This is a genomic window from Bradyrhizobium sp. UFLA05-108, from assembly GCF_059803455.1.
The window spans coordinates 1-22,281 of the sequence record NZ_JBANAZ010000108.1; the positions used below are offsets into that span (position 1 = coordinate 1).

A 22,281-nucleotide genomic window follows, 5' to 3' on the forward strand; every position below is an offset into this window, starting at 1 on the left:
GGTATTGCAGTGAAGGATGCGTCCAGCCTGCTGGCCGCGAGCGTCGCCCTCGCGGCGCAGGGCCCCCGAGGCGTCATCGCGACCGGTTGCACGCTCGCCGACACGCCAGCAGCGCAGGTGGAGACGACCCTCTGGCAGGGCGAAAAACTGTCGCGCTTTGCGACAGCACGGCTGCCGATCCGGCCGTGCGGGACCGGCGACCTGCTGTCGGGACTCGTGGCGGCGGGGCTTGCGAAGGGAGTGACGGCCGAGACGGCGGTTCAGCTGGCAGTCGATGCTGTGTTTGCGGTGCTCGGACACACACATCAAGCCGGGTCGGAGGAGCTTTGCCTCGTCACACCTACAGATTGAGTAAGTGCTATTGTAATTATCTATGGATGCTAAACGTGGCGGTTCGGAAATGCGGCAAACTTCGGGCCGTCAACAACACATACAGTTAGAAGCCCTATTGTCCCCGTAATACATTGTGTGGGTTGGGGTTGTTCGGGCGCGTATCGGGAGAACCTATCCATGGCAAGTGTTGAGCAATTGCGAAGAAAGGACTCGGTAAACTTGGTTCAGCTAGAGGCGGACATTGCGTCGGTTCGCCCGGGAAGTTCATTAGCTTCAATTGCATTACCTGATTATGTCGAGCACACGGAGGGGGTCACGCGCGTAGGGGCCCTCAGCGCAGAGGCGGTCATTCGCGACTACGAGTCCGCCGCAAAAGAGATCGAGGCGATGGGGGCCGAGCTGATCGGCGCTGCGCGAAAATGCGAAGAGCTGACGGCCCAGGTGCACGATGCGATCGCGTATATGCGCGAAACGGCTGCGGGTTACCGGGAAGAAGGACGCAAGATCTTCAAGAGGATCGAAGAATGCGCCCTGTTCACCGAGGACGTCCGCAAGACATGCGAGCAGGTGAAGCGCAGAATGGAAGCCTCAGGCCGTGTTTCCTCCACGGAGGAGAATGAGCCGGCCGAGCAGGAGCAGGTCTCCGAAAGCGCGTAGATCCCTCTGGATCTGGTCCCCTTGATCCGAGGGATGTGAGACCGCCCTCGGGCGGTCTCTTTTTGCTTTTTTCGAGAGCTTCGCGATCTGCCGCATTATCGGCTAGTGGCGCGTTGCACGGACTTCCAGCGTGGTCTGGGTGATCCTGGCCACGAAGCCCTCAAAATTTACGACCCTCTGCTTGACCAATTGTTCGTGCAGGCCGGCGATTTTCTGCGATTCTGCGACGAAGCTATCATACGCCTGCTTGGCGAATTCCATCTGAAGCTCGAACGCCTCCGCAGGTGAGCTAGCGCTCGCAAGCTTCCCGACGAAAGACCAGGCGTGTTCAAACGACCTCCTGGTGTAGTCGCCATAGGCATCTGTGATCGCCTGAAGACTAACCGGTACGAGTTCCATCGAAGCGGCTGGCACGTCTGCTGCCTCGGTGGTTGAAATCTCGGTCGACGGGAGCTGCAGATTGAGGTCGACATCGGCCTCCAGCTCGGTCGCTTGACTGGTTTCCGGCTCGGCAGCCGGCAACTGATCCGTTGCGGTCGCGTGTTGCTCGTCGGCCTTGGTCTGCTTCGTCTTTTTCTTTCGGTTACGCTGGCCGGATTTTCCGGTCGGCTTGGTCTGGTCCGCGCTCAACATTACAAAATCACTCCCCAAATCGATGAAGCCACAACCCTCCGCCGTATTTGCGCTAAAATCGCGATTACGGCTTGTCGCGGGCGTGGCAGGCATGTGATGAGATTTGGCAGGATGAACGCCGGGCCCGGAGGTATCAGCTTCCGTGGCACCTGCGAAATCTGCATTGTTGCAATGCAGCAACACGGGCTACCGCACTGCAGCATAAGGACATAGCTCCGGATCTCAAATCTACCCAGGAGATTCGGTGTGAAGACAATTTCGTTAACCATTGCAGCTGCCGCCATGTCGGTTGCTGCTGCCACCGCAGCGTTCGCCGCGGAACTGCCGAGCTATGAAGCCAATGGCTTTCCGGTCTCGCCGGTGCAGGTGGGCCTGCTCGGCGCCGCGCACGTGAACCAGCAGGCGGCCGCCACCACCGCGCCATCTCCGCAACAGGTCAGCGTGCTGACGTCGCGCGCCAAAGTGACGACCGCAACGACCGCGCCGGTGACAACCGGCACCGCGCGCTGAGCACGATCCGAGAGAGCAGGGTGGGCCTGCGCCGTTAGCCAGCCCATCCTGCCGGCTGATCCCGCGACCACGGTCCAGGTGCAGCCCCGGGCTCGCGTATCGTCAAATTGACAGACCTAAATTAACTCAATCGTAGATTGCGCACACTATCCGGTTGCGCGCAGGCCAAGCCTGGCACAACCGGAAAGGATACGATCTTGAAGCGCATTTTCGCAAAATTTATCGCTGACGAGTCCGGCGCGACCGCGATCGAGTACGGACTGATTGCCGCCGGCATCGCGCTTGCCATCATCGAAGTCATCTATGCGCTCGGCACCAATCTGGTTGAGAAACTCACCGCGCTGGCGACCGCGTTGAAGTAGAGCGCTGAACGCGTGGCCCCGGATGGAGTGAAAGCGTAATCCGGGACCATGCCGCAGGGCCGAAGTTCCGGTTTGCGCTTCGGCCTTCGCTCGTTGAGCTACGGCGGACAAGTCGCTCCGTCCGGCTACTGAACGCTTTACCGATCGCGTTGATTGATAAATACCGCAAATCAGAAATTTTGTAAACGGGGAATCTGTCGGACCGTTGGGGCCGATCAACCGAACAGCGCGGCGTAGATCACGTAAATCCAGCCCAAGATGCCATGGATGATCGCCCACAGGATCGAATGGTTCTTGGTGTAGGAGATCGCGATGGCCAGCGCCGAGCCGAACCCGACGCCATATTTCGCGCTCTCGACCCGAACTCCGTAGTAGCGATTGCCGTTCATGGTCGTCCTCGCTTCGCTGGTCGTCGTGGTGCGGCTTTACGCCTTCCGCACGAACTCCGATTTCAGATTCATCGCGCCGATGCCGTCGATCTTGCAGGCGATGTTGTGCCCGTCGCTGGCGTCCTGGAGGCGGATGTTCCTGACCTTGGTGCCGCCTTTGACGACCGACGACGATCCCTTGATCTTGAGGTCCTTGATCACGATGACGCTGTCGCCATCGGCAAGCCCATTGCCGTTGGCATCACGCGCGCCCGCCTCCTGCGCCGCTTCCGAGGCCGCCTCAGTCGACGTGCTCCACTCATGGGCGCATTCCGGGCAGACCCAGAGACCGCGATCCTGGTAGGCATGCTCCGAACGGCAGTTCGGGCATTTCATGGCGTCGTCCATCGTCAAACTCATCCCCCTTCTCAGGCGGGCGCACCGTAGGGGCCGGGGAGGGGAAAGCAAGGGAAATCCGGGCCGTTTCCCTCCCATCATCGTGACGCAGCATTTGGCTGATACGGCTTGTGGCCTGCCTCACGAAGCATAGCTGATGGGGAGCGGATTACCGCTTGCGCCTCTTTCAGGTAACATCATTGCATGAGCGAAATCGAAACCCTGTTTGGTGTGTTGCGCCAGTCGGCTGACGAAGGCGTCGTCGACATGCTCGAGCGCATGGTGCGGGAGGCGCCGGACCATGCCTTGAACCGCATGAACGCGCTCGACCTTGCGGCAAATGCCGGCCTCGACGAGGAGCGCGTCGTCGCAGGCCTGCTGCACGCGGTGCAGCTCGGCATGGCCGAGCTGACCTGGAGCGTGATCTGCCCGAGCTGCGCCGGTGTGCTGTCCGCCAACAAGAGCCTGAAGACCCTCAACAGCCCGCACTATCATTGCGCCTTCTGCGCCGCGGGCTATGAGACGACGCTGGACAATCTGGTCGAGGTGACCTTCACGATCAGCCCGCGGGTGCGCAAGATCGCGGCCCACAATCCCGACGAGCTGTCGCTGGCCGACTACTATCGCCAGATCTTCTGGAGCTCGGCGATCGATCTCCCGGGCGACGTGGAGACGCTGCTGCGCGAGGTGACGCTCGAGACCTTCGACCTACCGCCGGGCGAGCGAGCCATCCTGTCCCTGCACGCGCCGGAAGGCACGTTGATCGTCTTCGATCCCGTGACGCACACCGCCCAGTTCCTCGAGATCAAGGGCGAGGAGACCAGCGAGCGGCAAAACCTCTCGATGATCTTCAGCAAGGCCGAGACGCCTGCCGAGGCGGTCACACTGCGCCCGGGGCCGTTGCGGCTGGCGCTGGACAACCGCACCGATGGCCGCGTGCTGCCGGCGGTGTGGGTCGCAAACAAGGCGCTCGAGGATCTCCTGACGCGGCGCAAGCCGGCGCTGACGGCAAAACGCCTCCTCACCAACCAGACTTTTCGCGATCTCTACCGCACCGACACACTCGCCATCGGCCAGCGCCTGAAGATCCTCAGCCTGACCTTCCTGTTCTCGGACTTGCGCGATTCGACGGGGCTCTACGAGCATGTCGGCGATCTCGTCGCCTTCGATCTCGTCAATGAGCATTTTCGCCTCTTGCAGGAGATCATCGTCTCCGAACACGGCGCCATCGTGAAGACGATTGGCGATGCCGTGATGGCGACCTTCGAGACGCCCGACCGTGCCATTGCCGCCGCCATCCGCATGCGCGAGGCGATGAGCGACCTCGGCGCCGAGCGCCAGCATCAGGGCCTGCTGCTGAAGATGGGCATCCACGAAGGCTCGTGCCTCGCGGTCACGCTCAACGGCCAGCAGGACTATTTCGGCCAGACCGTCAACATCGCCTCGCGCGTCCAGGGGCTTGCCGCCTCACGCGCGATCGTGGTGACGGAGCCGGTGGTGGAGCACGCCAGCGCGCGGACCCTGCTCGAGGCCGGCGGCTTGCAGCCGACGCGCCGCAGCGTGGCACTGAGCGGCATCGCGGACCGGGTGTCGGTGTACGAGATCCCCTGAGGCGGGCAGGGCCGGGTGGGGACAAAACCAAAAACGCGAAAACAACCCCATGCAAAGTAGCCGGTGGCCGGGTGGGACGATCTACGGATTTGACGAATTCGGTTGACGCGTCGGGCAAATCACCGGCATGATGTCATCATCGCAGTTGACGGTCCGCAGCCCGGATGGAGCAAAGCGAAATCCGGGACTGGAGCCCACGGGACAATACCCGGATTGCGCTGCGCTCCATCCGGGCTACGCGACTCCTTATGTACGGCCGTTCAAGACGGACGTGATCTCTTTAATGGTTGCTTTGCAGATCGCGCTGCTTGATGCGGTCGCCGCATCTTGCGCGGCCATTTCTGGAAATCATACTGGAGGCCGTCATGCCCGTTGCGCAGAAAGCTGTCATTGCCACCACCTCGCTACGTGGTTTCATTCTCAGGCATCTGGCGCTGTTCGCGGCGGCCGCGCTGTTCGTGTTCGTGCTGGGCTTGACCTATGGGCTGGATCTCAGCCCGGGATTTTTCTGAGCGAAAGTGAACTCGTAGCCCGAATGAGCGAAGCGACATCCGGGGAACGGAAGACCCGGATGTCGCTCCATCCGGGCTAGGCTGCTCTACCCGTCGTACAGGCTCACCAATCCGGATAGCCGTAAAGGTCCATCATATAGGGCGGGGGCATCCAGGGTCCTCGCGGCGGCCGGGCCCGCCGAGGTGCGGCTGCCTGTACGTGCTGGCGCACAGGCGCATCGTTCTCCTTCATCACGGTCCGCGCAACTGGTTTCGCGGATGACGCAGCGACCTGCGTTTGCAGCGCCTGCACCTGCGCAGCGAGGCGCGCAGCGTCCCCCGCATCCTTCTCCCGCGCCGTCTTGAGTTGTTGAATGGCGTCGGCCTGCTCGCGAAGCGTTTGCTCGTGACTGCTTTTCAGTTGCTCGAGCTTTTCGTTGATGCTCGCAAGCGACTGCGTGATGGTCTTGAGCGATTGCGCGAGCTCGGCGGCTGTCTGGTCGGGCGGTGTGGCGGGGGCTGGCGGAACACTTTCCGCTTGCTTCTCCACTTGCTTCTCCGGTTCCTTGGGGACCGGCGGTGCCGGCACGGACGTCGGCCCATCCGCAGCAGCTAGCTGGACTACCGGCGACGTCGGAGAATTGCGAGGCTCCGACACCTCCGGGGGCGCAACCGCGGCCGGCGGGGCCCATCGCGCCATGATCGCTTTGGCCTCATCGCGATATTGCGAAGCGAAGGCAGCACCAAGGATGCCTATCGCCAGCAGCAGGCCAACGAAGGCGCGCAGCATGGGTCGATCCCCTTTCAGGCCTTGATGGTTACCTTGCTGGCTAACCGGGCTCTGCGGCGCCGGCGGCTTATCCGGGGAAACGTCGCTGCGTTCCGCATCGGCCTTTGCTTGCGGGGCGGGCGGGCTATCGCTGCCGCGTTCCAATCCGGAAACCACTCGGTCCAGCCGCGCAAGTTCTTCGTTAGCGCTTTTGATCTGCTCATAGGCCCGCGTCAGCTCGCCATCGGCGTGCGGTTCAGCAGGCTTCGGATCATCCGGCTTCGGGTCGTGCGTCTCAGCCACCGATGCGCTCTCCATTCAGCCTCGCGTCAACGGAACGAGTGCGGCAGTCCGATCAAGAGGATAGTTCTCGCCGCCGTCCAAGACAACGCGGGCGCGAGGGAGAAATTATGGCGACCGTCATCCGGGCTGCGGGTTGACTACAGGAGCTGTTCCCCGATCGCCTTGCAGCCGCACGTTGTCCCCTAGGCATCCGTGCGACGTGCTATGTTATGGCGGGGAGGATGATCAATGAGAGTCCTGACAGCGCTACTCGCCCTGCTGCTTTCAAGTCCGGCCGCCGCCCAGGACTGCCAGACATGCTCGATGGCCGACGCCTGCATGAAGGAATACGGCAAGGCGACCTCGGAAGCCCAAAGGGCCACCAGGCAAGCCATCCGGGATTGGAAGCAGAATCTGGACAGAAAGGCCTCCGCGGAATTGTCCAGCAGGGGCATAGCCGCACTGCAAGACACAATGGAGACGCAGGTTCGTTCGGAGCTGGAGCGCCTGAAGGAATGCCTGGCGAAGATCAGGTAGCGGGGAAGCTCTCGACCCATCGCAGGGGCTTCGCACCCCAAATGTCGTGACAAGCCGGTTTGGTGCGCGCGGTGGCCGAAATCCGCCGGCGGCAACGGCGGTCATTCGAGCATGGCGAGAGCGAATTAGCTTGCCTTGCTTTGTGTCCTTCAGCACTCTTCGCGGGAAGGAGACTGACGCATGAAAATGATGACCGTCGCATGTGCTCTCGGAACGGCCCTCGTTGTGTGTAACCTTGGGATATCAGGTGCTGAAGCCCGGGCACGGAAGGCCCAGGTAGTTCGCGAACCACAGCAGAGGCTTGTTGTCACGGTGCCCGTGCTCAGGCCCACTCCGTGGGATTATAATGTTGTTCCACGCTATCGTTATCGCCCTGAGGACGACCGGGTCGATCCGTACGGTCCGCCGCTGGTGCCGTCGTGGGTCCGCTATGAGGGGTGGCGGTGGCCATACTGGTGGTGAACAACGATCGCATGATCGGCCACCGTACGCTCTCTACGCTCATCCGGGCTACTGTAGGGTGGGCAGAGCGAAGCGTGCCCACCTCTTTGGTCGCCACGGGCAGAAGTGGTGGGCACGTCGCTTACGCTCCTTTGCCCACCCTACGCGTTGCTACGCCCTCTAAGACTTAACCGCCGTCATCCGCCGCGAGGCGCAGGAATTGCCGCTTCATCGCGTTGACCCTGGAGATATAGCCCGCGACGAGATGATCGCCGCAGCGCTCGCCGGCCATCATCTGAAAGTGACGGCGTGCGTAGGCTAAGGCGGGGCCCGCGCCGCAGAGATGGATCAGAGCGGCCAGATCCTGCTTCTGCTGCGCGCTTGCCTTCACATCGCCCGCGAGGCCGAGAACCGCAACCACATTGCGGTCCAGATACACCGATGCCAGCTCGATCGCGTGGCTCGGGATTGCGCGGATATGGAAGCTGGTGAACCCGCAGCCGGTCTCCGTGACCGCGTTGCCGCGGATGCAGAACCGCGCGGCCTCGGCATAAGCCGGATCAGTCATCTGGTAGAGGCCGACGGCGCTCGAGGCGGGCCGGTAAATCGCGAGAGGATTGAGGCTCCATCGCCAGCGCCAGTAGGTGCGCGCCACCGGATTGCCCGAACTCTCGACCTGCGCCAGCGCGGCCAGCAATTCGGGCGTGATCGTAGCGGTGGAATAGGTGCGGAACAGCGGCCCGTATTGCCGCCAGTTCTCGGCCGGCTCCTTGTCGAGGGTGTTTCCGACAAAGACGAACAGCTCGGTCGGCTTGCGCATCACGTGATAGGCGATGTTGAAAAGCGCGATGGCCGCAAGCAGCATCGCGACGCCACACGCGATCCGAACCATCCGCGGTGCGCGCGCGAATGTCTTTCGCACCCACCGGGCGCCCCGCCGGAACTTGCGCAGGCGAGGGAGGAGGCTGTTGCTTTTCCTTGGCATGGCTTTTGGAGCTAGGGTTAATGCGGCTGGCGCTTGCGACCATCACCCGGCGAAGTCGATGGTATTGCCGTGAAATCTGGCGTCACCGCCCTCCGACTCCGTCTCATTGAATCCCGGCTCTGCGCTCACCCGGCCGATCGGGTCCTTGCGAGAAACAACATGCGTCTGTAGGTTGCGCCGCAGTAGCGTTAATTTTCCGTAAATGGATCGAGTGAAATGACCGCAATTCGGAGCGTGGCGTCGGAAGAAGGTTTGGACCGGAAAATGCCACCGGGTGTGCTTCTCGAAGGTCCGGTGGTCGACGCCAAGTTTCTCGATTCCTATATCGCGTTCGGCTTCATGATCGGCGGTTCGATCGCTGCGCTGATCTGGGGAGTCTGGCAAGGCATCGGCCGGGTGGAGGTTTCGGTCTTCGTCGGCATGTTCATGCTGACCACGGTCGGGATCGGCTTCATGCATCGCTACTTCGTGCACCGGAGCTTCCGGTGCAGTCCGGTCATGCGGACGATCTTCGCCGCGATCGCGACGCTGGCGGTGCAGGGCTCGATCCTGAAGTGGGTGAGCAACCACCGGCGGCACCATCTTCACTCGGACAAGCCCGGCGACGTCCACAGCCCCTACTATGACGGCGACGGCAACCGCTATGTCAACTTCGTCAAGGGCATGATGCATGCGCAGGGCGGCTGGGTGTGGGACCAGGCCACGACCGATGGCGAATACTACGCCAAGGATATTCTGGCCGACCCGATCTCCATGTTCTTCACCAGAACACGCTGGTACTGGTACGCGCTGTCGGCGGTGATCATTCCGGGTGCGATCGGCTACGCGTTCGGCGGCGTGCACACGATGATTGGCTGCATATTGTTCTCCGGCCTGTTCCGCAGCTACGTCATGACCATGGCCACCTCGCTGGTCAACTCGGTCTGCCATAGCGACGGTCGCTACGGCTACCGTCGCTTCGAGACCTCCGACGGCACGACCAACGAGCTGGTGACCACGATCCTCACCTTCGGTGAAGGGCTGCACAACAACCATCACCGGTTTCCGCGCGACGCCTACATCTCGCACGCCTGGTACGAGATCGACATCAACGGCCTGATCATCCTGGGGCTTGGGAAGCTCGGGCTCGTGCATGACATTTTCGTTCGCCCCGCATCTGTTAGAGCCGTCGCCGCCGAGACGCCGTTCGACGGCGTCGGCGAAGACCTTGGCTCGTCGGGCGCAAGGTAGACTTGTCCGCTCTTCCGGGAAGCACGTAGGATGGGTTGAGCACCTGCGAAACCCATCAATCGGTGCGGCGACTAGAGATGGGTTTCGCTTCGCTCTACCCATCCTACGTCCTACGAGCTTGCTCGAAAATGTGGCTACAAGTGTGAAATAGCGCACAGACGGAAACCCGTCGGTCTGGTTGTGTGGCGCGCATGTTGGCCCTGCCTCCAGTACACTCTGTGAGAGGGGCATGCGGCAATCTCAGGAACCTCGTCATGTGCGTCCACAAGCTCACGGCCATGCTTTGCAGCTTTCGCATTGAGTCCACCTTGAGCGGGTGAACCAAAGAGGTTCGGGTGCGCGCTAAACAAGGCGCACAGGGATTTTTCTGGGCCCCGCCGGTGACGGACGGGGCTTTTCATTTGTTTGTCTTGCCCATGCCTGCCGGCGGTGGCCCTGCGAAGAAGGACGCGGGGTCATGTGGGAGTATTTTGGACCCGATTTCGCTTTTGACGTGGTGAAAGGGGTGGTCGCCGGAGTCGCCTCTATGGCATTTCAGGTGATCGCCCCGCGGACCTTTCGTGCCGCGAAGCAATTTCGCGCGCGCTGGGTTGCCAGGAAGGCTGCAAGGCAAGCCGCAAGACAAGCACGCCGCAATGCGCCGGCGAATGATGAGCGGTGAGAAGCCAATAGCGCGGATGGAGCTCGTAGGGTGGGTTAGCCGAAGGCGTAACCCACCACTCTTTGCCTGGGCGGAAACGAATGAAGTGGGTTACGCCTAGCGAACTGCAAGGCTAACCCACCCTACGCGCGCTGCATACGCAAAAGCCGGGCTCGGGCGTAATGCATATTGCTAACCGCGGATTGATGGAGAACATTGATGCTGCCAATCTCGGGGGGGGGCATCCATTCAGCCCTGATTGAAGTGATTTTCAAAATAGATGGAGCTGGCATGAATTATTCGAATTTGCGAATTTTCTTCGTTGCTGTCGCGGGCATCGTTGTTGCCTCGGCCAATCCCGCTTCCGCACAAATCGTGGCGCTGGGCCATAGCGCCGTACGTGGCAACGTCTCCGAATCCGAAATGTGGCCGGCCGTGCTGGAGGGATTGCTGCGCGCCAAGGGTTCTCAGGTCCATGTCGCAAATGCGGGCGTTTGGGGAGAGACCACTGACGCGACACTTGCGCGGGTGTCGAGCGCAGTCCCCGCGGGGACCAGGATCGTCATCCTGTGCGACAATGCCGCCAACGACATCAGGCACAATATGAGCCCGGCTCAGGCCGCTGCCAATATCGCGGCGATCAAGAGCCAGTTGAAAGCGCGGGGCATCCGTGTCGTCGACGCCATGGGGATTTACATGTCGGTGGTGAGGCAGCCGGGCGGCACCGGTCCCGATGGACGTCATTTGAGCGTCGAGGGCAACAAGAAAGTCGCGGCGGCACTGGTCGGCATGGTGCGGTAGTTTGTTGGACAGCGCGTAGGATGGGTTGAGCCTTTGCGAAACCCATCATGCTCGCCGCGGCATTGATGGGTTTCGCTGCGCTCTACCCATCCTACGCGCTGGCGGACAAGTCGCTCCACCCATCACCGTGGGCAAGCTCATTCAAAGCCTCAGCAAGAAAATAGAACGTTAAGACTTGCTGGCGGTTGATTTGCGCGATTCCGATTCGTTCCTTGAGAACGAAGCAGAGTCAGATGCAGAACAAATTTCCTGCATAGCTCGGTGGGTTAGCCCTGCGGCTGCGCGAAGCGCAGTCCGCCAGGCGTAACCCGCCACTTCTCTCACCGTACGAAAGCAAAGTGGTGGGTTACACTTCCGCCTTCGCTCGTTGAGCTTCGGCGGACAAGTCGCTAACCCACCCTACGATCCCGCGCTCGATCCATCCTGCGGGCTGCGCGCTACGAGCTGTCGGCTGCAAGATCGTGAGGACGCTTGTCGGTTGCGCGGGTTCCCGCGTGCGGTGCGAGGTCCGTCGGTTAATACATTGGTCATTCCTTTGCAGTCATTTTCACGGCCTCATTCAACAGGGAGGCACCATGTCTGACGTCACCATTCCCGGCGGAAAAATTCGTTCGTTCGTCGAGCGGATCGAGAATCTGGATACCGAACTGCAGGAGTTGAACGAGCAGAAGAAGGAAGTGTTTTCGGAAGCCAAGGCCGAGGGTTTCGATGTGAAGATCCTCAAGGAGATCATCAAGCTGCGGAAGCAGGACGAGGACGAGCGCGACGAGCGAGAAACCCTGCTTGATCTCTACATGAGAGCGATGGAGACGGCGGCGCCGGAACAGGCGAAAGCGGCGTGAGACGATCGGCTTGATGTGTGAGGAGAGATAGCCGCAATCGGCGGATTGCGGCTACCGCTCCAGCACGTAGGATGGGTTGAGCCCTTGCGAAACCCATCATCTTTGCAGCGGCAATTGATGGGTTTCGCTGCGCTCTACCCATCCTACGAGCTACGACGAACTATTCCGCGCCCGAGTGGCCGGCATATTCGGCCCAGGGCGAATGTGCTCGAGGCAGCGCGAGCGATTCTCGATCTTATTGAGGGCGGGCGAAGGAACTGCCTGGATTGAGTTGGCCGGCGCCGAGCGCCGTTTTTCAGGGCCCGCCTGTTGATCGTTCAATTCCATACGGTATCGGCGATCGATGCCGGAAGAATAGTGACATCCGCAAAATGACTCTGCTAGCCTTTGTGCACAATGAAACGAAGCGGGTAGGGACTATGTTTGGATGTGTGGGATTGACGCCGGTGCGGGTGCTCGCGGTGGTCGCAGCGTTGATCGCTTCACAGGCGCGCGCAGAGTTCGCGGCCCTTCCGGTAGGCCCGCTGTGGGGCGATCAGGATCTGTCTCCGTTCTATCGCTGGACGCAGGCGCTGCCCGAGCGCGCTGGAGTCATGCTGCGCGAGGAGCCGATGCTCGCGCAGCCGGAGATCACGAAGGCAGCTCTTGCCGAGCGAATTCTCTACACCTCGACCGACCTGCGCTGGAACGCGAGCGTCGTTCCCGTGAGCGGGACGCTTTATTTGCCCAAGGGGGAGCCGCCGGCCGGGGGCTGGCCATTGGTCGCGTGGGCGCACGGGACGCTGGGCGTGTCTGATCGCTGCGCGCCGTCCTGGACGGGCCACAAGCCGCGCGATGCCACCTATATAGAGCGATGGCTTGAAAATGGTTTCGCCGTGGTGGCCACGGACTACCAGGGCCTTGGTGGCCCCGGACCGCATCCCTACCTGATCTGGGAAGCGGAAGGGCGCTCCGTGCTTGACGCCGTGCGTGCCGCACTTGTTTCCCATGCCGAAAAGCTCGCACGCAAAGTCTTCGTCACCGGCCAATCGCAGGGCTCCGGCGCGGCTCTGGGCGCGACACGCATTTCGAGGAGTTACGCTCCCGATGTGCCGCTGCTCGCAACAGTCGCGACAGGTCTCGTCTCCACCTTTCCGGACGGTCCCTATAAGCTGCCGGAGCAAGCAATTGGCTCACCAGTCTATGTCTCGCTCACGATGCTGGGTGGCGCCCTGCCGGACGATGCGCCACCGCTCGACGAGCTCGTGACCGAAAAGGGTAGGGCGCTTGTGAAGGCTGCGCGCGAGGGCTGTACCGCCGAGATGCGCTCGGCGGCCCAGCGGGATGAAATCACGGCGGACAATGCCTTCGTGGAGCCTCTTGAGAAGATCGAGGCAAGACTTGTCCGTGTCACCGACATGTCCCCCGCACGCTTGCCCGTGCCGGTTCTGCTCGGCACCGGCCTTGCCGATTCGCTACTGGTGCCGCGTCGGCAATTTGCCGCTGTGGCGGCTTTGTGTGCTGCCGGCAGCGATGTTGTATGGCGGACCTATTCCGGCGCCAGTCACAACGGTGGACTGAATGCCGCCTTCCCGGATGCGCTGGCGTTCTTCCGCGATGCACTCGCGGAGCACAAGCCACAAAGTAATTGCGGTAGCATCACCGAGCCCGGTCTCCCAGCCTCGCCGGCGCCAGAGATTCCCTTCAACGACTAAGCGTCAAGCGGAACGACACCTCAGAGATCGGGTTAGCTTCGGGGCGGAGGTAACAGGCGCTTATGCGCGCGTCTCCACCACCGTAGGCAAGCTCATTCAAAGCCTCAGCACGTAGGATGGGTTGAGCCCTTGCGAAACCCATCATCTTTGCAGCGGTAATTGATGGGTTTCGCTGCGCTCTACCCATCCTACGAGCTGGAGCCGACAATCAATAGCGGCCGCCGCTGCCCTTTTGCTGCGTGATCCAGTCCGACAATGTTTTCGGTGTCGATTTCGTAGTCCGTCCCGGTGATGCCTTCGGATTGTCGCTGACGCCTTTCGTCGGACGGGTGCGCGGCGCTTCCGTTGCGTTGACGCGCTTCGAGGCAGCTGTCGATGCCTCCGCGGCTTCCTTCTCGAGGCGCAACTGTTTCAATCGCGCCATCTTGATGCGCTCAGCCTCGACTTCTGGTCTGTCGGACAGCAGGGGCTTGTGTTGAGCAAGCTCGGCTGGGACCAAGACACCGATAATGGTTGTCTCGCCGAGCGCCTTGCAGGCTTCGAGCCGATGCAGTCCCTCGACCAGAACGAGGCGGTCTCCGTCGAGCCGAACGGAAATGGGGGCCTGTTGTCCGATGTCCAGAATGCTTTCCGCGATCTCCCCGACGGTTTCGGGCCTGATGGCTTTCTTCTGCTTCGTGGGAACGAAGATCTTCTCGATCGGGAAGCTTTCCGGTTTGGGCACAACTTGACTCCGCTTCTACCGGGCCCGTCGGAACCCATGCCGGTGGTGTCTGGAGTTTAGGAGGGAAGGGCTCGACCGCAAAGGCAATTTCTGGGGATTACGGTGTGCACCTAATCGCGGAGCATGCGAAAGTTAGCTGAAGCACGTAGAAAGTTAGCTGAAGCACGTAGGATGGGTTGAGCCCTTGCGAAACCCATCATCTTTGCAGCGGCAATTGATGGGTTTCGCTGCGCTCTACCCATCCTACGTGCTCTATGCAAGCGCAAGCGGCCACCTCGAAGTCATTTCCGTTTGCTTGCCGATTGTTTAGGCGTGGCATCAATCACAACGATTTCTGAAGCCGGTTCTCCAGCCTTCAAGCGCGCTTCCCGGATTGCTCGTATTTGGTTGAGTTTGTCTCCGACATCTCCATAGTCGATCACGACAAAGATACCATGGTTAGTACGAGCCGCCTCCTTATAGATCTCTAATTGCCTCTCGTAACCGTGTCGAACCGTTCCGTGCGACCGCTTCATTTCGACGAGTACTCGCGCTTCATAGCCGCCACTGAATTTAAAATCGACGGGTCCTCCTCCCATATTGGCTTCCGGTGAGATGTCGATGTTGTTTGCTTTGCAAAAGCTATCGGCCATCGCGAAGTAGATCAGTTGTGCGGCTCGCTCTCGTTTCGGCACTCCGTCAATCCAGAGCTCTTCCCACAAGTTTCCTTTTTCAACATGATGTTTGAAAAGGTCGAGGGTCTGATGAACCATATCGACGATCGTCGAAAAACCAGCTGAAAAATCGTAGCGCTGACCGGTCTTAAAGAGAGTGGTGTCGGTAGCCAGTATTTCTTTTAAGCGAAAGTAGCCGAGCGCATCCTTATTTGGATCATAGTGGGCGGCAGAGCCCTTTACGGACTGCAAAAACGAATCGAAAAGTTCGGCGGACTCCGTTGCAGCAGATCGCAACGCCGCCTTTCGTTCTGCGACGGTTGGTCGAGTGATCCCTGCCAAATACCTATTGACGCGGTCTCTAATCTGGCGGTTCGCAGTCGCCGCTGCTTCGATCTGTGACCAATCGTTTGCGATCGGCAAATCACGAACTATATCGCGAGGCACTAGGACGACAGTCTTTTCCACGGCAGCGGGATCGTGAAAGGAGGGCAAACCGTATTCGTCAAGCTCGTCTTGCTTCCTCACCGGGATGCCTTGCGATTGACAGAAAGCTTCCGTCACCTTGGCGAGCTGGCTGGCGATAACCCGCGTGGTAAAGTCACTAATCGTGTCTGGGCCGACTCGGTCTTCAAAAAACCCCATGAGCGAGATCATTTCCGGGTCGCGAGCACCCAAATCAACGATCTCCTTTGAAGTGCGAAGAATCGTCTCCCTGATCTCGTCGGGCCGCGAATTGCCTGACCTGCCGCTCCCTCCATAACCGAGGCCATTTTCTGGAGGTTCACGAAGATTGAGGAGACGTCGGGCACCGCGCCATGCGGCGTCTCCTTCTGCTCGCGAGATAACAAGCAAGCGTATAAAGTTCTCAAAATGCGCGCGAAAGGCCGGGAGAGCTTCGGTTCGAATGACGAGATTAGCCGACTTTCCAAGTAGAACTGGATCGATGAAAAGCTGCGTGTCGACGTTCAAGAAGGGGTCGATCAGACCAGCGTCGTGTAGAACTTTCGGTCCAATACCAAAATGCGTCGAAAAGAGAACCGGGTTCTTGACTATCGCCATATTTCGCTAGCCATCTTCCGGACGGCCCCAGACGTACCCGCAGCTCTTACGGCAAATGGTCCGCATGAGCAGAGCGGCACGTGGGGTGGGTTAGCTAGATGTTGCCCGGACATCGCTGCGCTGATCTGGGGTAGGCGTGTTGGGCCGAGCAGCTACGGTTTGCGCCATTTGTCAGGCGTACCCCTCGACGTATGACGGACGCGCTCGACATGAGGCGTTGTATCGGGACTCAATTCCCGAGCCCGTTCGATGGCTTCACGTTGGGTTGGAAGCACGTCGCTGGCCCTATCGGAGTTGGCTCGTCGAACGGCATAGTCGCCCTCGTCTCGGCGCTCTACATATATCCGTTTGTCCTTCATTTGCTTGCCCTCATGTGATTAGGGCGGCCCAAACGGACCGCCCCAACTAGTAGTAGTGGTTCAATTTGTTCACGAACACCCCGTCGTGCTGCCGCACGTATCGCACTTCATGCAGGTGCCATTCCGCACCAGCGTGAAGTTGCCGCACTCGCTGCACATCTCACCTTCGTAACCCTTTGCCTTCGCTTCCGCGCGGCGTTCGGCCTTGGTGGGGACGACCGTCTGCGCGGTGCCGGCCTTGCTCCACCGGAGCTGCTCGAGCTTCTCTGTTGGAGAGAGGTCGTGGCTGGCTTCCTGCTTCAGGGCGACGGCGCCTTCGATCGTGTCGCCGGCGCGGGCGGATGCGCCGTGCAGCGCGGTGACGCGGTGGCCGCCGGCGGGGGCGCTGTCGTTGCCGGAGGAGACCGCGGCCGAGCCGCCGCGCATCACGACCAGGTTGTCGGTGCGCGAGCGGGTGAGGCCGCGCGAGACCAGCTTGGTCGCGTGGTGGCCGCCCTCGTCGTCCGGCTCCTTGCCTTCCTCGACGCCCTTGCCGAGCGCGTCAAAGCCCGTCTCGCTGGGATCGACGTGGGCGAGGTCGAAGCGGCTGAGGTAGCTCACCGCCAGCTCGCGGAAGACGTAGTCGAGGATCGAGGTCGCGTACTTGATGCTGTCGTTGCCCTGCACGGGGCCCGCCGGCTCGAAGCGGGTGAAGGTGAAGGCGTCGACATATTCGTCGAGCGGCACGCCGTATTGCAGGCCGAGCGACACGGCGATGGCGAAGTTGTTGATGAAGGAGCGGAGCGCCGCGCCTTCCTTGTGCATGTCGATGAAGATCTCGCCGAGACGGCCGTCGTCATACTCGCCGGTGCGCAAGTACACCTTGTGGCCGCCGACGACCGCCTTCTGGGTGTAGCCCTTGCGGCGATCCGGCATCTTCTCGCGCTCGCGCATCACGATGATGCGCTCGACGAGCTTTTCGACGATCTTCTCGGAGACCTGGGCGGCACGCGCCGCCATCGGCTTCTCGTAGATCTGCTCGACCGCATCATCCTCGTCCTCATCATCGCTGATGAGCTGCGAGTTGAGCGGCTGGGAGAGTTTTGAGCCGTCGCGATAGAGCGCGTTGGCTTTCAGGGCGAGTTTCCACGACAGCATGTAGGCGGACTTGCAGTCCTCCACCGTGGCGTCGTTCGGCATGTTGATGGTCTTGGAGATCGCACCCGAGATGAAGGGCTGGCTCGCGGCCATCATGCGGATGTGGCTCTCGACCGACAGATAGCGCTTGCCGATCTTGCCGCAGGGGTTGGCGCAGTCGAACACCGGATAGTGCTCGGCCTTCAGGTGCGGGGCACCTTCCACCGTCATCGCGCCGCAGATGTGGACGTTGGCCGCCTCGATCTCGCGCTTGGTGAAGCCGACGGCCTGGAGCAGATCGAAGCCGGGGGCTGCGATCGCCTCGGCACCGATGCCGAGCTGCTCGCGGATGAAGTCCTCGCCAAAAGTCCACTTGTTGAAGGCGAACTTGATGTCGAAGGCGGTCGGCAGGGCCTTTTCGACCTTGGCGATCGCCTCATCAGTGAAGCCTTTGGCCTTCAGCGTCGAGGCGTTGATGCCGGGGGCGTTGGAGAGCGAACCGTGGCCGACGGCATAGGCTTCGATCTCCGCGATCTCGCTCTCGCGATAGCCGAGCGCGCGCAGCGCTGCGGGGACCGCGCGGTTGATGATCTTGAAGTAGCCGCCGCCGGCGAGCTTCTTGAACTTCACCAGCGCGAAGTCGGGCTCGATGCCGGTGGTGTCGCAATCCATGACGAGGCCGATCGTGCCGGTCGGCGCGATCACCGTGGTCTGGGCGTTGCGATAGCCGTGCTGCTCGCCGAGCTCGAGCGCCGCATCCCAGGCTGCCTGCGCATGCGCGACCAGGTCGGCTTGCGGGCAGGAGGCGTGGTCGAGCGGCACCGGATTGACCGAGAGCGCCTCGTAGCCGGAGCTCTGGCCGTGCGCGGCGCGGCGGTGGTTGCGGATGACGCGCAGCATGTGCGCGGCATTCTTCTTGTAGCCGGGGAAGGTGCCGAGTTCGGCCGCCATCTCCGCCGACGTCTTGTAGGTGACGCCGGTCATGACGGCAGTCAGCGCGCCGCAGAGCGCGCGGCCTTCCTTGCTGTCATACGGCAGGCCCATGGTCATCAGCAGGCCGCCGATATTGGCGTAGCCGAGGCCGAGCGTGCGGAACTCGTAGGAGAGCTCGGCGATCGCGCGGGAGGGGAACTGCGCCATCATCACGGAGATTTCGAGCACGAGCGTCCAGAGCCGGCAGAGATGCTCGTAGCCATCGACGTCAAAGTGCTTGGTCGTCGTGTTGTAGAACGTCAGCAAATTGGCGGAGGCGAGGTTGCACGCCGTGTCGTCCAGGAACATGTATTCCGAGCACGGATTGGACGCGCGGATGTCGCCGGACGCCTTGCAGGTGTGCCAGTCGTTCATCGTGGTGTTGAAGTGCAGGCCCGGATCGGCCGACGCCCAGGCGGCGTAGCCGATCTTCTCCCAGAGGTCGCGGGCACGCAGCGTCTTCGTCACCTTCTTGTTGGTGCGGCCAATGAGGCTCCAGTCGCCGTCGGTCTCCACCGCGCGGAGGAAGTCGTCCTTCAGCGAGACCGAGTTGTTGGAGTTCTGGCCGGAAACCGTGAGGTAGGCTTCCGAATCCCAGTCGGTGTCGTAGGTGTCGAACTGGATGTCCTTGTAGCCCTGCTTGGCGAACTGGATCACCCGCTTGATGTAGTTGTCGGGCACGAGGCTCTTGCGCGCGAGCTTGATTTCGCGACGCAGGGCAGGGTTCTTCTCGGGATCGAAGCAATCATCGCCCGAGCCTTCGCAGTTGACGCAGGCCTTCAGCACCGCCTTGAGGTGCTTCTGGTTGATCTTGGATCCGGTGACGAGGGCGGCGACCTTCTGCTCCTCCTTCACCTTCCAGTCGATATAGGTCTCGATGTCGGGGTGATCGACGTCGACCACGACCATCTTGGCCGCGCGGCGCGTGGTGCCGCCGCTCTTGATCGCGCCCGCCGCGCGGTCGCCGATCTTGAGGAAGCTCATCAGGCCCGACGAGCGGCCGCCGCCGGACAGCTTTTCGCCTTCACCGCGCAGGCGCGAGAAGTTCGAGCCGGTGCCGGAGCCGTATTTGAACAGGCGCGCCTCGCGCACCCAGAGGTCCATGATGCCGCCCTCGTTGACGAGGTCGTCACCGACGCCCTGGATGAAGCAGGCGTGCGGCTGCGGATGCTCGTAGGCCGACTTCGACTTGGTCAGCTTGCCGGTGAAGGGGTCGACGTAATAGTGGCCCTGGCCGGGGCCGTCGATGCCATAGGCCCAGTGCAGGCCGGTGTTGAACCATTGCGGCGAGTTCGGCGCGACCATCTGCATGGCGAGCATGTAGCGGAGCTCGTCATAGAAGGCCTGGGCGTCGTCGTCGGAGGAGAAGTACTTGCCCTTCCAGCCCCAGTAGGTCCAGCAGCCGGCGAGGCGGTCGAACACCTGCTTGGCGCTGAGCTCGCTGACATAGCGCTCTTTCTCAGGCAGGAGGCTAAGCGCCTCGGTATCGGGCACGGAGCGCCATAGGAAGGAGGGGACGGATTCCTCCTCGACCTTCTTCAGGCGCGCGGCAACGCCGGCCTTGCGGAAATATTTCTGGGCCAGCACGTCGGAGGCGACCTGCGACCACTCGGTCGGCACTTCGACGTTATCAAGCTTGAACACGACCGAGCCGTCGGGATTGCGGATCTCCGACGTGGTCAGGCGGAATTCGATCCCGGCGTAAGGGGATTGTCCTGCAGTGGTGTGGCGCCGCTCAATTCTCATAGTTTGCCCCGTCCTTTTTTGACCGGATCCGCCTTCGTTCGGGCGTCCCGGGTAGTTGTTTTCACGCGACTCCTCCCGGCCGTTTCGGCTTTAAGGCTTCGCAAGCTCAGCCGGTGGATCCGGCCCAGTTTCTCCCGACGAAATCATCCGCCGGCATGTCCACCCGCACCCGCCCCCAAGGGGATGCGCGCGACATGCGTTCAACGCCACCACACTACGCTTGCTCCGGGCCTGTTTCGGCCCGTTCGAGCGCCCCTTGAGAGTCGACAAATCAAGGGCAGACAAGCCCTTCACCCGCTGCCCCCTTCGGCTGGCGGAGTGGTCATTTGCGAGGACCCTTTGGGGAGTGACCGGCGGGACGCAAACACACTCGCGCCGAACGGACCCAAAGCTAGGACTCTCCGTTGCGCACGTCAAGAACTAGTGCGAGTTCCTGAATCAAATACTAAATATGGTGGAAAGACGGGGATAACAGGGGTGGGAACCGCGCCTGTTGTGGAGGCAAGTATCAGTGAGTCCTGAGAGATTCCCAACCGAAAAAATTTGTGTTTGGGGATGCCTGAGGGGCTTCGTCCCGCTGTTCACAGGCTCGTTTATTTTTGCCCCCGGGGCATTGCGTCAGTAGGACTCACGTAGTGCTACGGAACGTACAGGCAGCCATGCTCGCTTGGGTGGTGGTGGAGGGGACCGATAGGCGACAAGGTGGGCCGTTTCTGCCGGGCTACCACATGCATGATTCGACACGACGGGGAATGCGGACGCGCATCGCCCCGGCCGGCCTGATGTTCCTTGCCATCACGTCGGTGGGCTGGGGCTTCAACTGGCCGGTGACCAAGTTTCTGCTCTCCGAACTGCCGCCGCTGACGCTTCGCGGCGTCACCGGTGTGCTCGGCGCGCTGCTGCTCGCAGCCCTTGCCGTGATCCGCCGCGACAGCCTGAGGATCGCGCCCGGAATATGGCCGCGGCTTCTGGTCGCGGCTCTCCTCAACGTCACCGGCTGGATGGTGCTGATGGGGCTGGCGCTGTTGTGGCTGCCGGCGAGCGAGGCGGCGCTGATCGCCTACACCATGCCGGTCTGGGCCTCGCTCTTTGCCTGGCCGGTGCTGGGGGAACGGCCGACGCTCCTGCGCACCATCGCGCTGGTGATGGCCTTTGCAGGTCTCGCCTCGATCATGGGCGGCAACGGCGTCTCCGCAAGCGCGGCGAAGTTGCCGGGCATCATCATGGCGCTCGGCGGCTCGATCGGTTTTGCGGTCGGCACGGTGGTCTCAAAGAAATACCCGATCCATCTGCCGCCTATCACGGCCGCCGCCTGGCAGATCGGTCTCGGCTGCCTGCCGGTCGCGATCGTGGGCGTTGTGCTGGAGACGACGCATCTATCGCGGGTGACGCCGGTCGGCTGGGGCTTGCTGGTCTATTCGGTCGTCGGCCAGTTCTGCATCGCCTATGTCAGCTGGTTCGCCGCCCTGTCGCGGCTGCCGGCCTCGGTTGCCGCGATCGGCACCATGGCCGTGCCCGTCATCGGCGTCGTGACCTCGGCGCTCGCGCTGCACGAGCCGCTGGGAGTGGGGCAGATCGCCGCGCTGGCCTTCACCCTCGCCGGCGTCGTGCTGGCGACGCGTTAGCTCACGTCCTCCTTCCCCAGTATGTAGGATGGGTAGAGCGAAGCGAAACCCATCAACTTTCTTCTCTCAAGTTCTTTCGCCGAATTGTGGACCGTCCTCGTCGCGGGAAACGCCTCCGGCCCAGTCTTCCGGGTAAATGCCGAGCTTGACGAAGCGATGGAACGACGACGGAGCCCAATCTGACACCCGACCGACCAACCCATGCTTCACGGGATTGATGTGAACATAGTCGATGTGTCTCGCCAGATCCGCCTCGTTCCGGATGGTGTGCTCCCAATAGCGGCGCTGCCACAGACCGCGCTCGCCCCTCCCGGCACGGCTTGCTGAAATCCGCTCGACCCGCGCGAGGTTGCGAGAGAAAGCTGACTTGATCAATCGCCATCGTGTCGCGAAATCCGCATCACCTTCGGGCATGCTCCAGACAGTATGAAGATGGTCAGGC

At 61.5% G+C, this 22,281-nt stretch carries 22 protein-coding genes; 12 read left to right on the top strand and 10 right to left on the bottom strand.

Going from position 1 to position 22,281, the window contains the following annotated elements:
• Positions 1-351 (top strand): bifunctional hydroxymethylpyrimidine kinase/phosphomethylpyrimidine kinase (locus SO140_RS42765; protein ID WP_498544020.1); only part of this gene is annotated, 351 nt, incomplete at its 5' end.
• A gap of 159 nt (positions 352-510) precedes the next feature.
• Positions 511-990: a hypothetical protein gene (locus tag SO140_RS42770; protein ID WP_449382113.1), complete on the top strand. Its 480-nt coding sequence runs from the start codon at positions 511-513 to the stop codon at positions 988-990.
• 102 nt (positions 991-1,092) lie between these two features.
• Here the strand turns inward: SO140_RS42770 and SO140_RS42775 are convergent, their stop codons facing one another.
• Positions 1,093-1,803: a phasin family protein gene (locus SO140_RS42775; RefSeq protein WP_474797178.1), complete on the bottom strand. Its 711-nt coding sequence runs from the start codon at positions 1,801-1,803 to the stop codon at positions 1,093-1,095.
• 66 nt (positions 1,804-1,869) lie between these two features.
• Between SO140_RS42775 and SO140_RS42780 the strand changes: the two genes are divergently transcribed.
• Together SO140_RS42780 and SO140_RS42785 are read left to right on the top strand one after the other, a co-directional pair.
• Positions 1,870-2,133, top strand: a complete 264-nt coding sequence (locus tag SO140_RS42780; RefSeq protein ID WP_498541051.1) for a hypothetical protein — start codon at positions 1,870-1,872, stop codon at positions 2,131-2,133.
• Between the two features lie 197 nt (positions 2,134-2,330).
• A complete protein-coding gene (locus SO140_RS42785) occupies positions 2,331-2,495 on the top strand; it encodes a Flp family type IVb pilin (RefSeq protein ID WP_449382110.1) in 165 nt (54 codons plus the stop codon).
• A gap of 215 nt (positions 2,496-2,710) precedes the next feature.
• Here SO140_RS42785 and SO140_RS42790 read toward each other — a convergent pair whose 3' ends face one another.
• Both SO140_RS42790 and SO140_RS42795 read right to left on the bottom strand, forming a co-directional pair.
• The gene (locus SO140_RS42790; protein WP_498541052.1) at positions 2,711-2,884 is read right to left on the bottom strand and encodes a hypothetical protein; all 174 of its coding nucleotides are present in this window, start codon (positions 2,882-2,884) and stop codon (positions 2,711-2,713) included.
• A gap of 36 nt (positions 2,885-2,920) precedes the next feature.
• Positions 2,921-3,271, bottom strand: a complete 351-nt coding sequence (locus tag SO140_RS42795) for a zinc ribbon domain-containing protein YjdM (RefSeq protein ID WP_449382154.1) — start codon at positions 3,269-3,271, stop codon at positions 2,921-2,923.
• A 192-nt stretch (positions 3,272-3,463) separates the two neighbouring features.
• Here SO140_RS42795 and SO140_RS42800 point away from each other — a divergent pair, with 192 nt between their 5' ends.
• Together SO140_RS42800 and SO140_RS42805 are read left to right on the top strand one after the other, a co-directional pair.
• On the top strand, positions 3,464-4,870 hold the full coding sequence (locus tag SO140_RS42800; protein ID WP_449382108.1) for an adenylate/guanylate cyclase domain-containing protein: 1,407 nt from the start codon (positions 3,464-3,466) through the stop codon (positions 4,868-4,870).
• A gap of 365 nt (positions 4,871-5,235) precedes the next feature.
• A complete protein-coding gene (locus SO140_RS42805) occupies positions 5,236-5,382 on the top strand; it encodes a hypothetical protein (RefSeq protein ID WP_449382107.1) in 147 nt (48 codons plus the stop codon).
• A 103-nt stretch (positions 5,383-5,485) separates the two neighbouring features.
• On the opposite strand, the gene SO140_RS42810 is transcribed toward SO140_RS42805, so the two are convergent.
• Entirely contained in the window at positions 5,486-6,433 is a 948-nt protein-coding gene (locus SO140_RS42810; RefSeq protein WP_498544021.1) for a hypothetical protein, read from the bottom strand.
• A gap of 228 nt (positions 6,434-6,661) precedes the next feature.
• Between SO140_RS42810 and SO140_RS42815 the strand changes: the two genes are divergently transcribed.
• The gene (locus SO140_RS42815; RefSeq protein WP_449382105.1) at positions 6,662-6,949 is read left to right on the top strand and encodes a hypothetical protein; all 288 of its coding nucleotides are present in this window, start codon (positions 6,662-6,664) and stop codon (positions 6,947-6,949) included.
• 628 nt (positions 6,950-7,577) lie between these two features.
• On the opposite strand, the gene SO140_RS42820 is transcribed toward SO140_RS42815, so the two are convergent.
• Positions 7,578-8,375: a transglycosylase SLT domain-containing protein gene (locus tag SO140_RS42820; RefSeq protein WP_449382104.1), complete on the bottom strand. Its 798-nt coding sequence runs from the start codon at positions 8,373-8,375 to the stop codon at positions 7,578-7,580.
• A 216-nt stretch (positions 8,376-8,591) separates the two neighbouring features.
• Between SO140_RS42820 and SO140_RS42825 the strand changes: the two genes are divergently transcribed.
• The 4 genes from SO140_RS42825 to SO140_RS42840 all read left to right on the top strand — a co-directional run bounded on the left by SO140_RS42825 (position 8,592) and on the right by SO140_RS42840 (position 13,582).
• Positions 8,592-9,605: an acyl-CoA desaturase gene (locus SO140_RS42825; RefSeq protein ID WP_449382103.1), complete on the top strand. Its 1,014-nt coding sequence runs from the start codon at positions 8,592-8,594 to the stop codon at positions 9,603-9,605.
• An 859-nt stretch (positions 9,606-10,464) separates the two neighbouring features.
• Positions 10,465-11,046, top strand: a complete 582-nt coding sequence (locus tag SO140_RS42830; RefSeq protein ID WP_498542053.1) for a GDSL-type esterase/lipase family protein — start codon at positions 10,465-10,467, stop codon at positions 11,044-11,046.
• A gap of 575 nt (positions 11,047-11,621) precedes the next feature.
• Positions 11,622-11,888 (top strand): DUF2312 domain-containing protein, encoded by a 267-nt coding sequence (locus SO140_RS42835; RefSeq protein WP_449382100.1) that lies wholly within the window; start codon positions 11,622-11,624, stop codon positions 11,886-11,888.
• A gap of 419 nt (positions 11,889-12,307) precedes the next feature.
• Positions 12,308-13,582: a lipase family protein gene (locus SO140_RS42840; protein ID WP_498544022.1), complete on the top strand. Its 1,275-nt coding sequence runs from the start codon at positions 12,308-12,310 to the stop codon at positions 13,580-13,582.
• A 208-nt stretch (positions 13,583-13,790) separates the two neighbouring features.
• Here the strand turns inward: SO140_RS42840 and SO140_RS42845 are convergent, their stop codons facing one another.
• The 4 genes from SO140_RS42845 to SO140_RS42860 all read right to left on the bottom strand — a co-directional run bounded on the left by SO140_RS42845 (position 13,791) and on the right by SO140_RS42860 (position 20,214).
• Complete coding sequence (locus SO140_RS42845) at positions 13,791-14,306, bottom strand: ParB N-terminal domain-containing protein (RefSeq protein ID WP_449382099.1); 516 nt, start codon at positions 14,304-14,306, stop codon at positions 13,791-13,793.
• Positions 14,307-14,587: 281 nt separating this feature from the next.
• Complete coding sequence (locus SO140_RS42850) at positions 14,588-16,021, bottom strand: DUF8370 family protein (RefSeq protein ID WP_498544023.1); 1,434 nt, start codon at positions 16,019-16,021, stop codon at positions 14,588-14,590.
• A gap of 152 nt (positions 16,022-16,173) precedes the next feature.
• Positions 16,174-16,380 (bottom strand): DUF2188 domain-containing protein, encoded by a 207-nt coding sequence (locus tag SO140_RS42855; protein WP_498540683.1) that lies wholly within the window; start codon positions 16,378-16,380, stop codon positions 16,174-16,176.
• A 69-nt stretch (positions 16,381-16,449) separates the two neighbouring features.
• On the bottom strand, positions 16,450-20,214 hold the full coding sequence (locus SO140_RS42860) for a vitamin B12-dependent ribonucleotide reductase (protein ID WP_498544024.1): 3,765 nt from the start codon (positions 20,212-20,214) through the stop codon (positions 16,450-16,452).
• Between the two features lie 728 nt (positions 20,215-20,942).
• Between SO140_RS42860 and SO140_RS42865 the strand changes: the two genes are divergently transcribed.
• Positions 20,943-21,839, top strand: coding sequence for a DMT family transporter (locus SO140_RS42865; RefSeq protein WP_449382909.1), 897 nt, complete (start codon positions 20,943-20,945; stop codon positions 21,837-21,839).
• 66 nt (positions 21,840-21,905) lie between these two features.
• Here the strand turns inward: SO140_RS42865 and SO140_RS42870 are convergent.
• On the bottom strand, positions 21,906-22,281 hold a 376-nt coding region (locus tag SO140_RS42870), incomplete at its 5' end, for an REP-associated tyrosine transposase (RefSeq protein ID WP_498544025.1).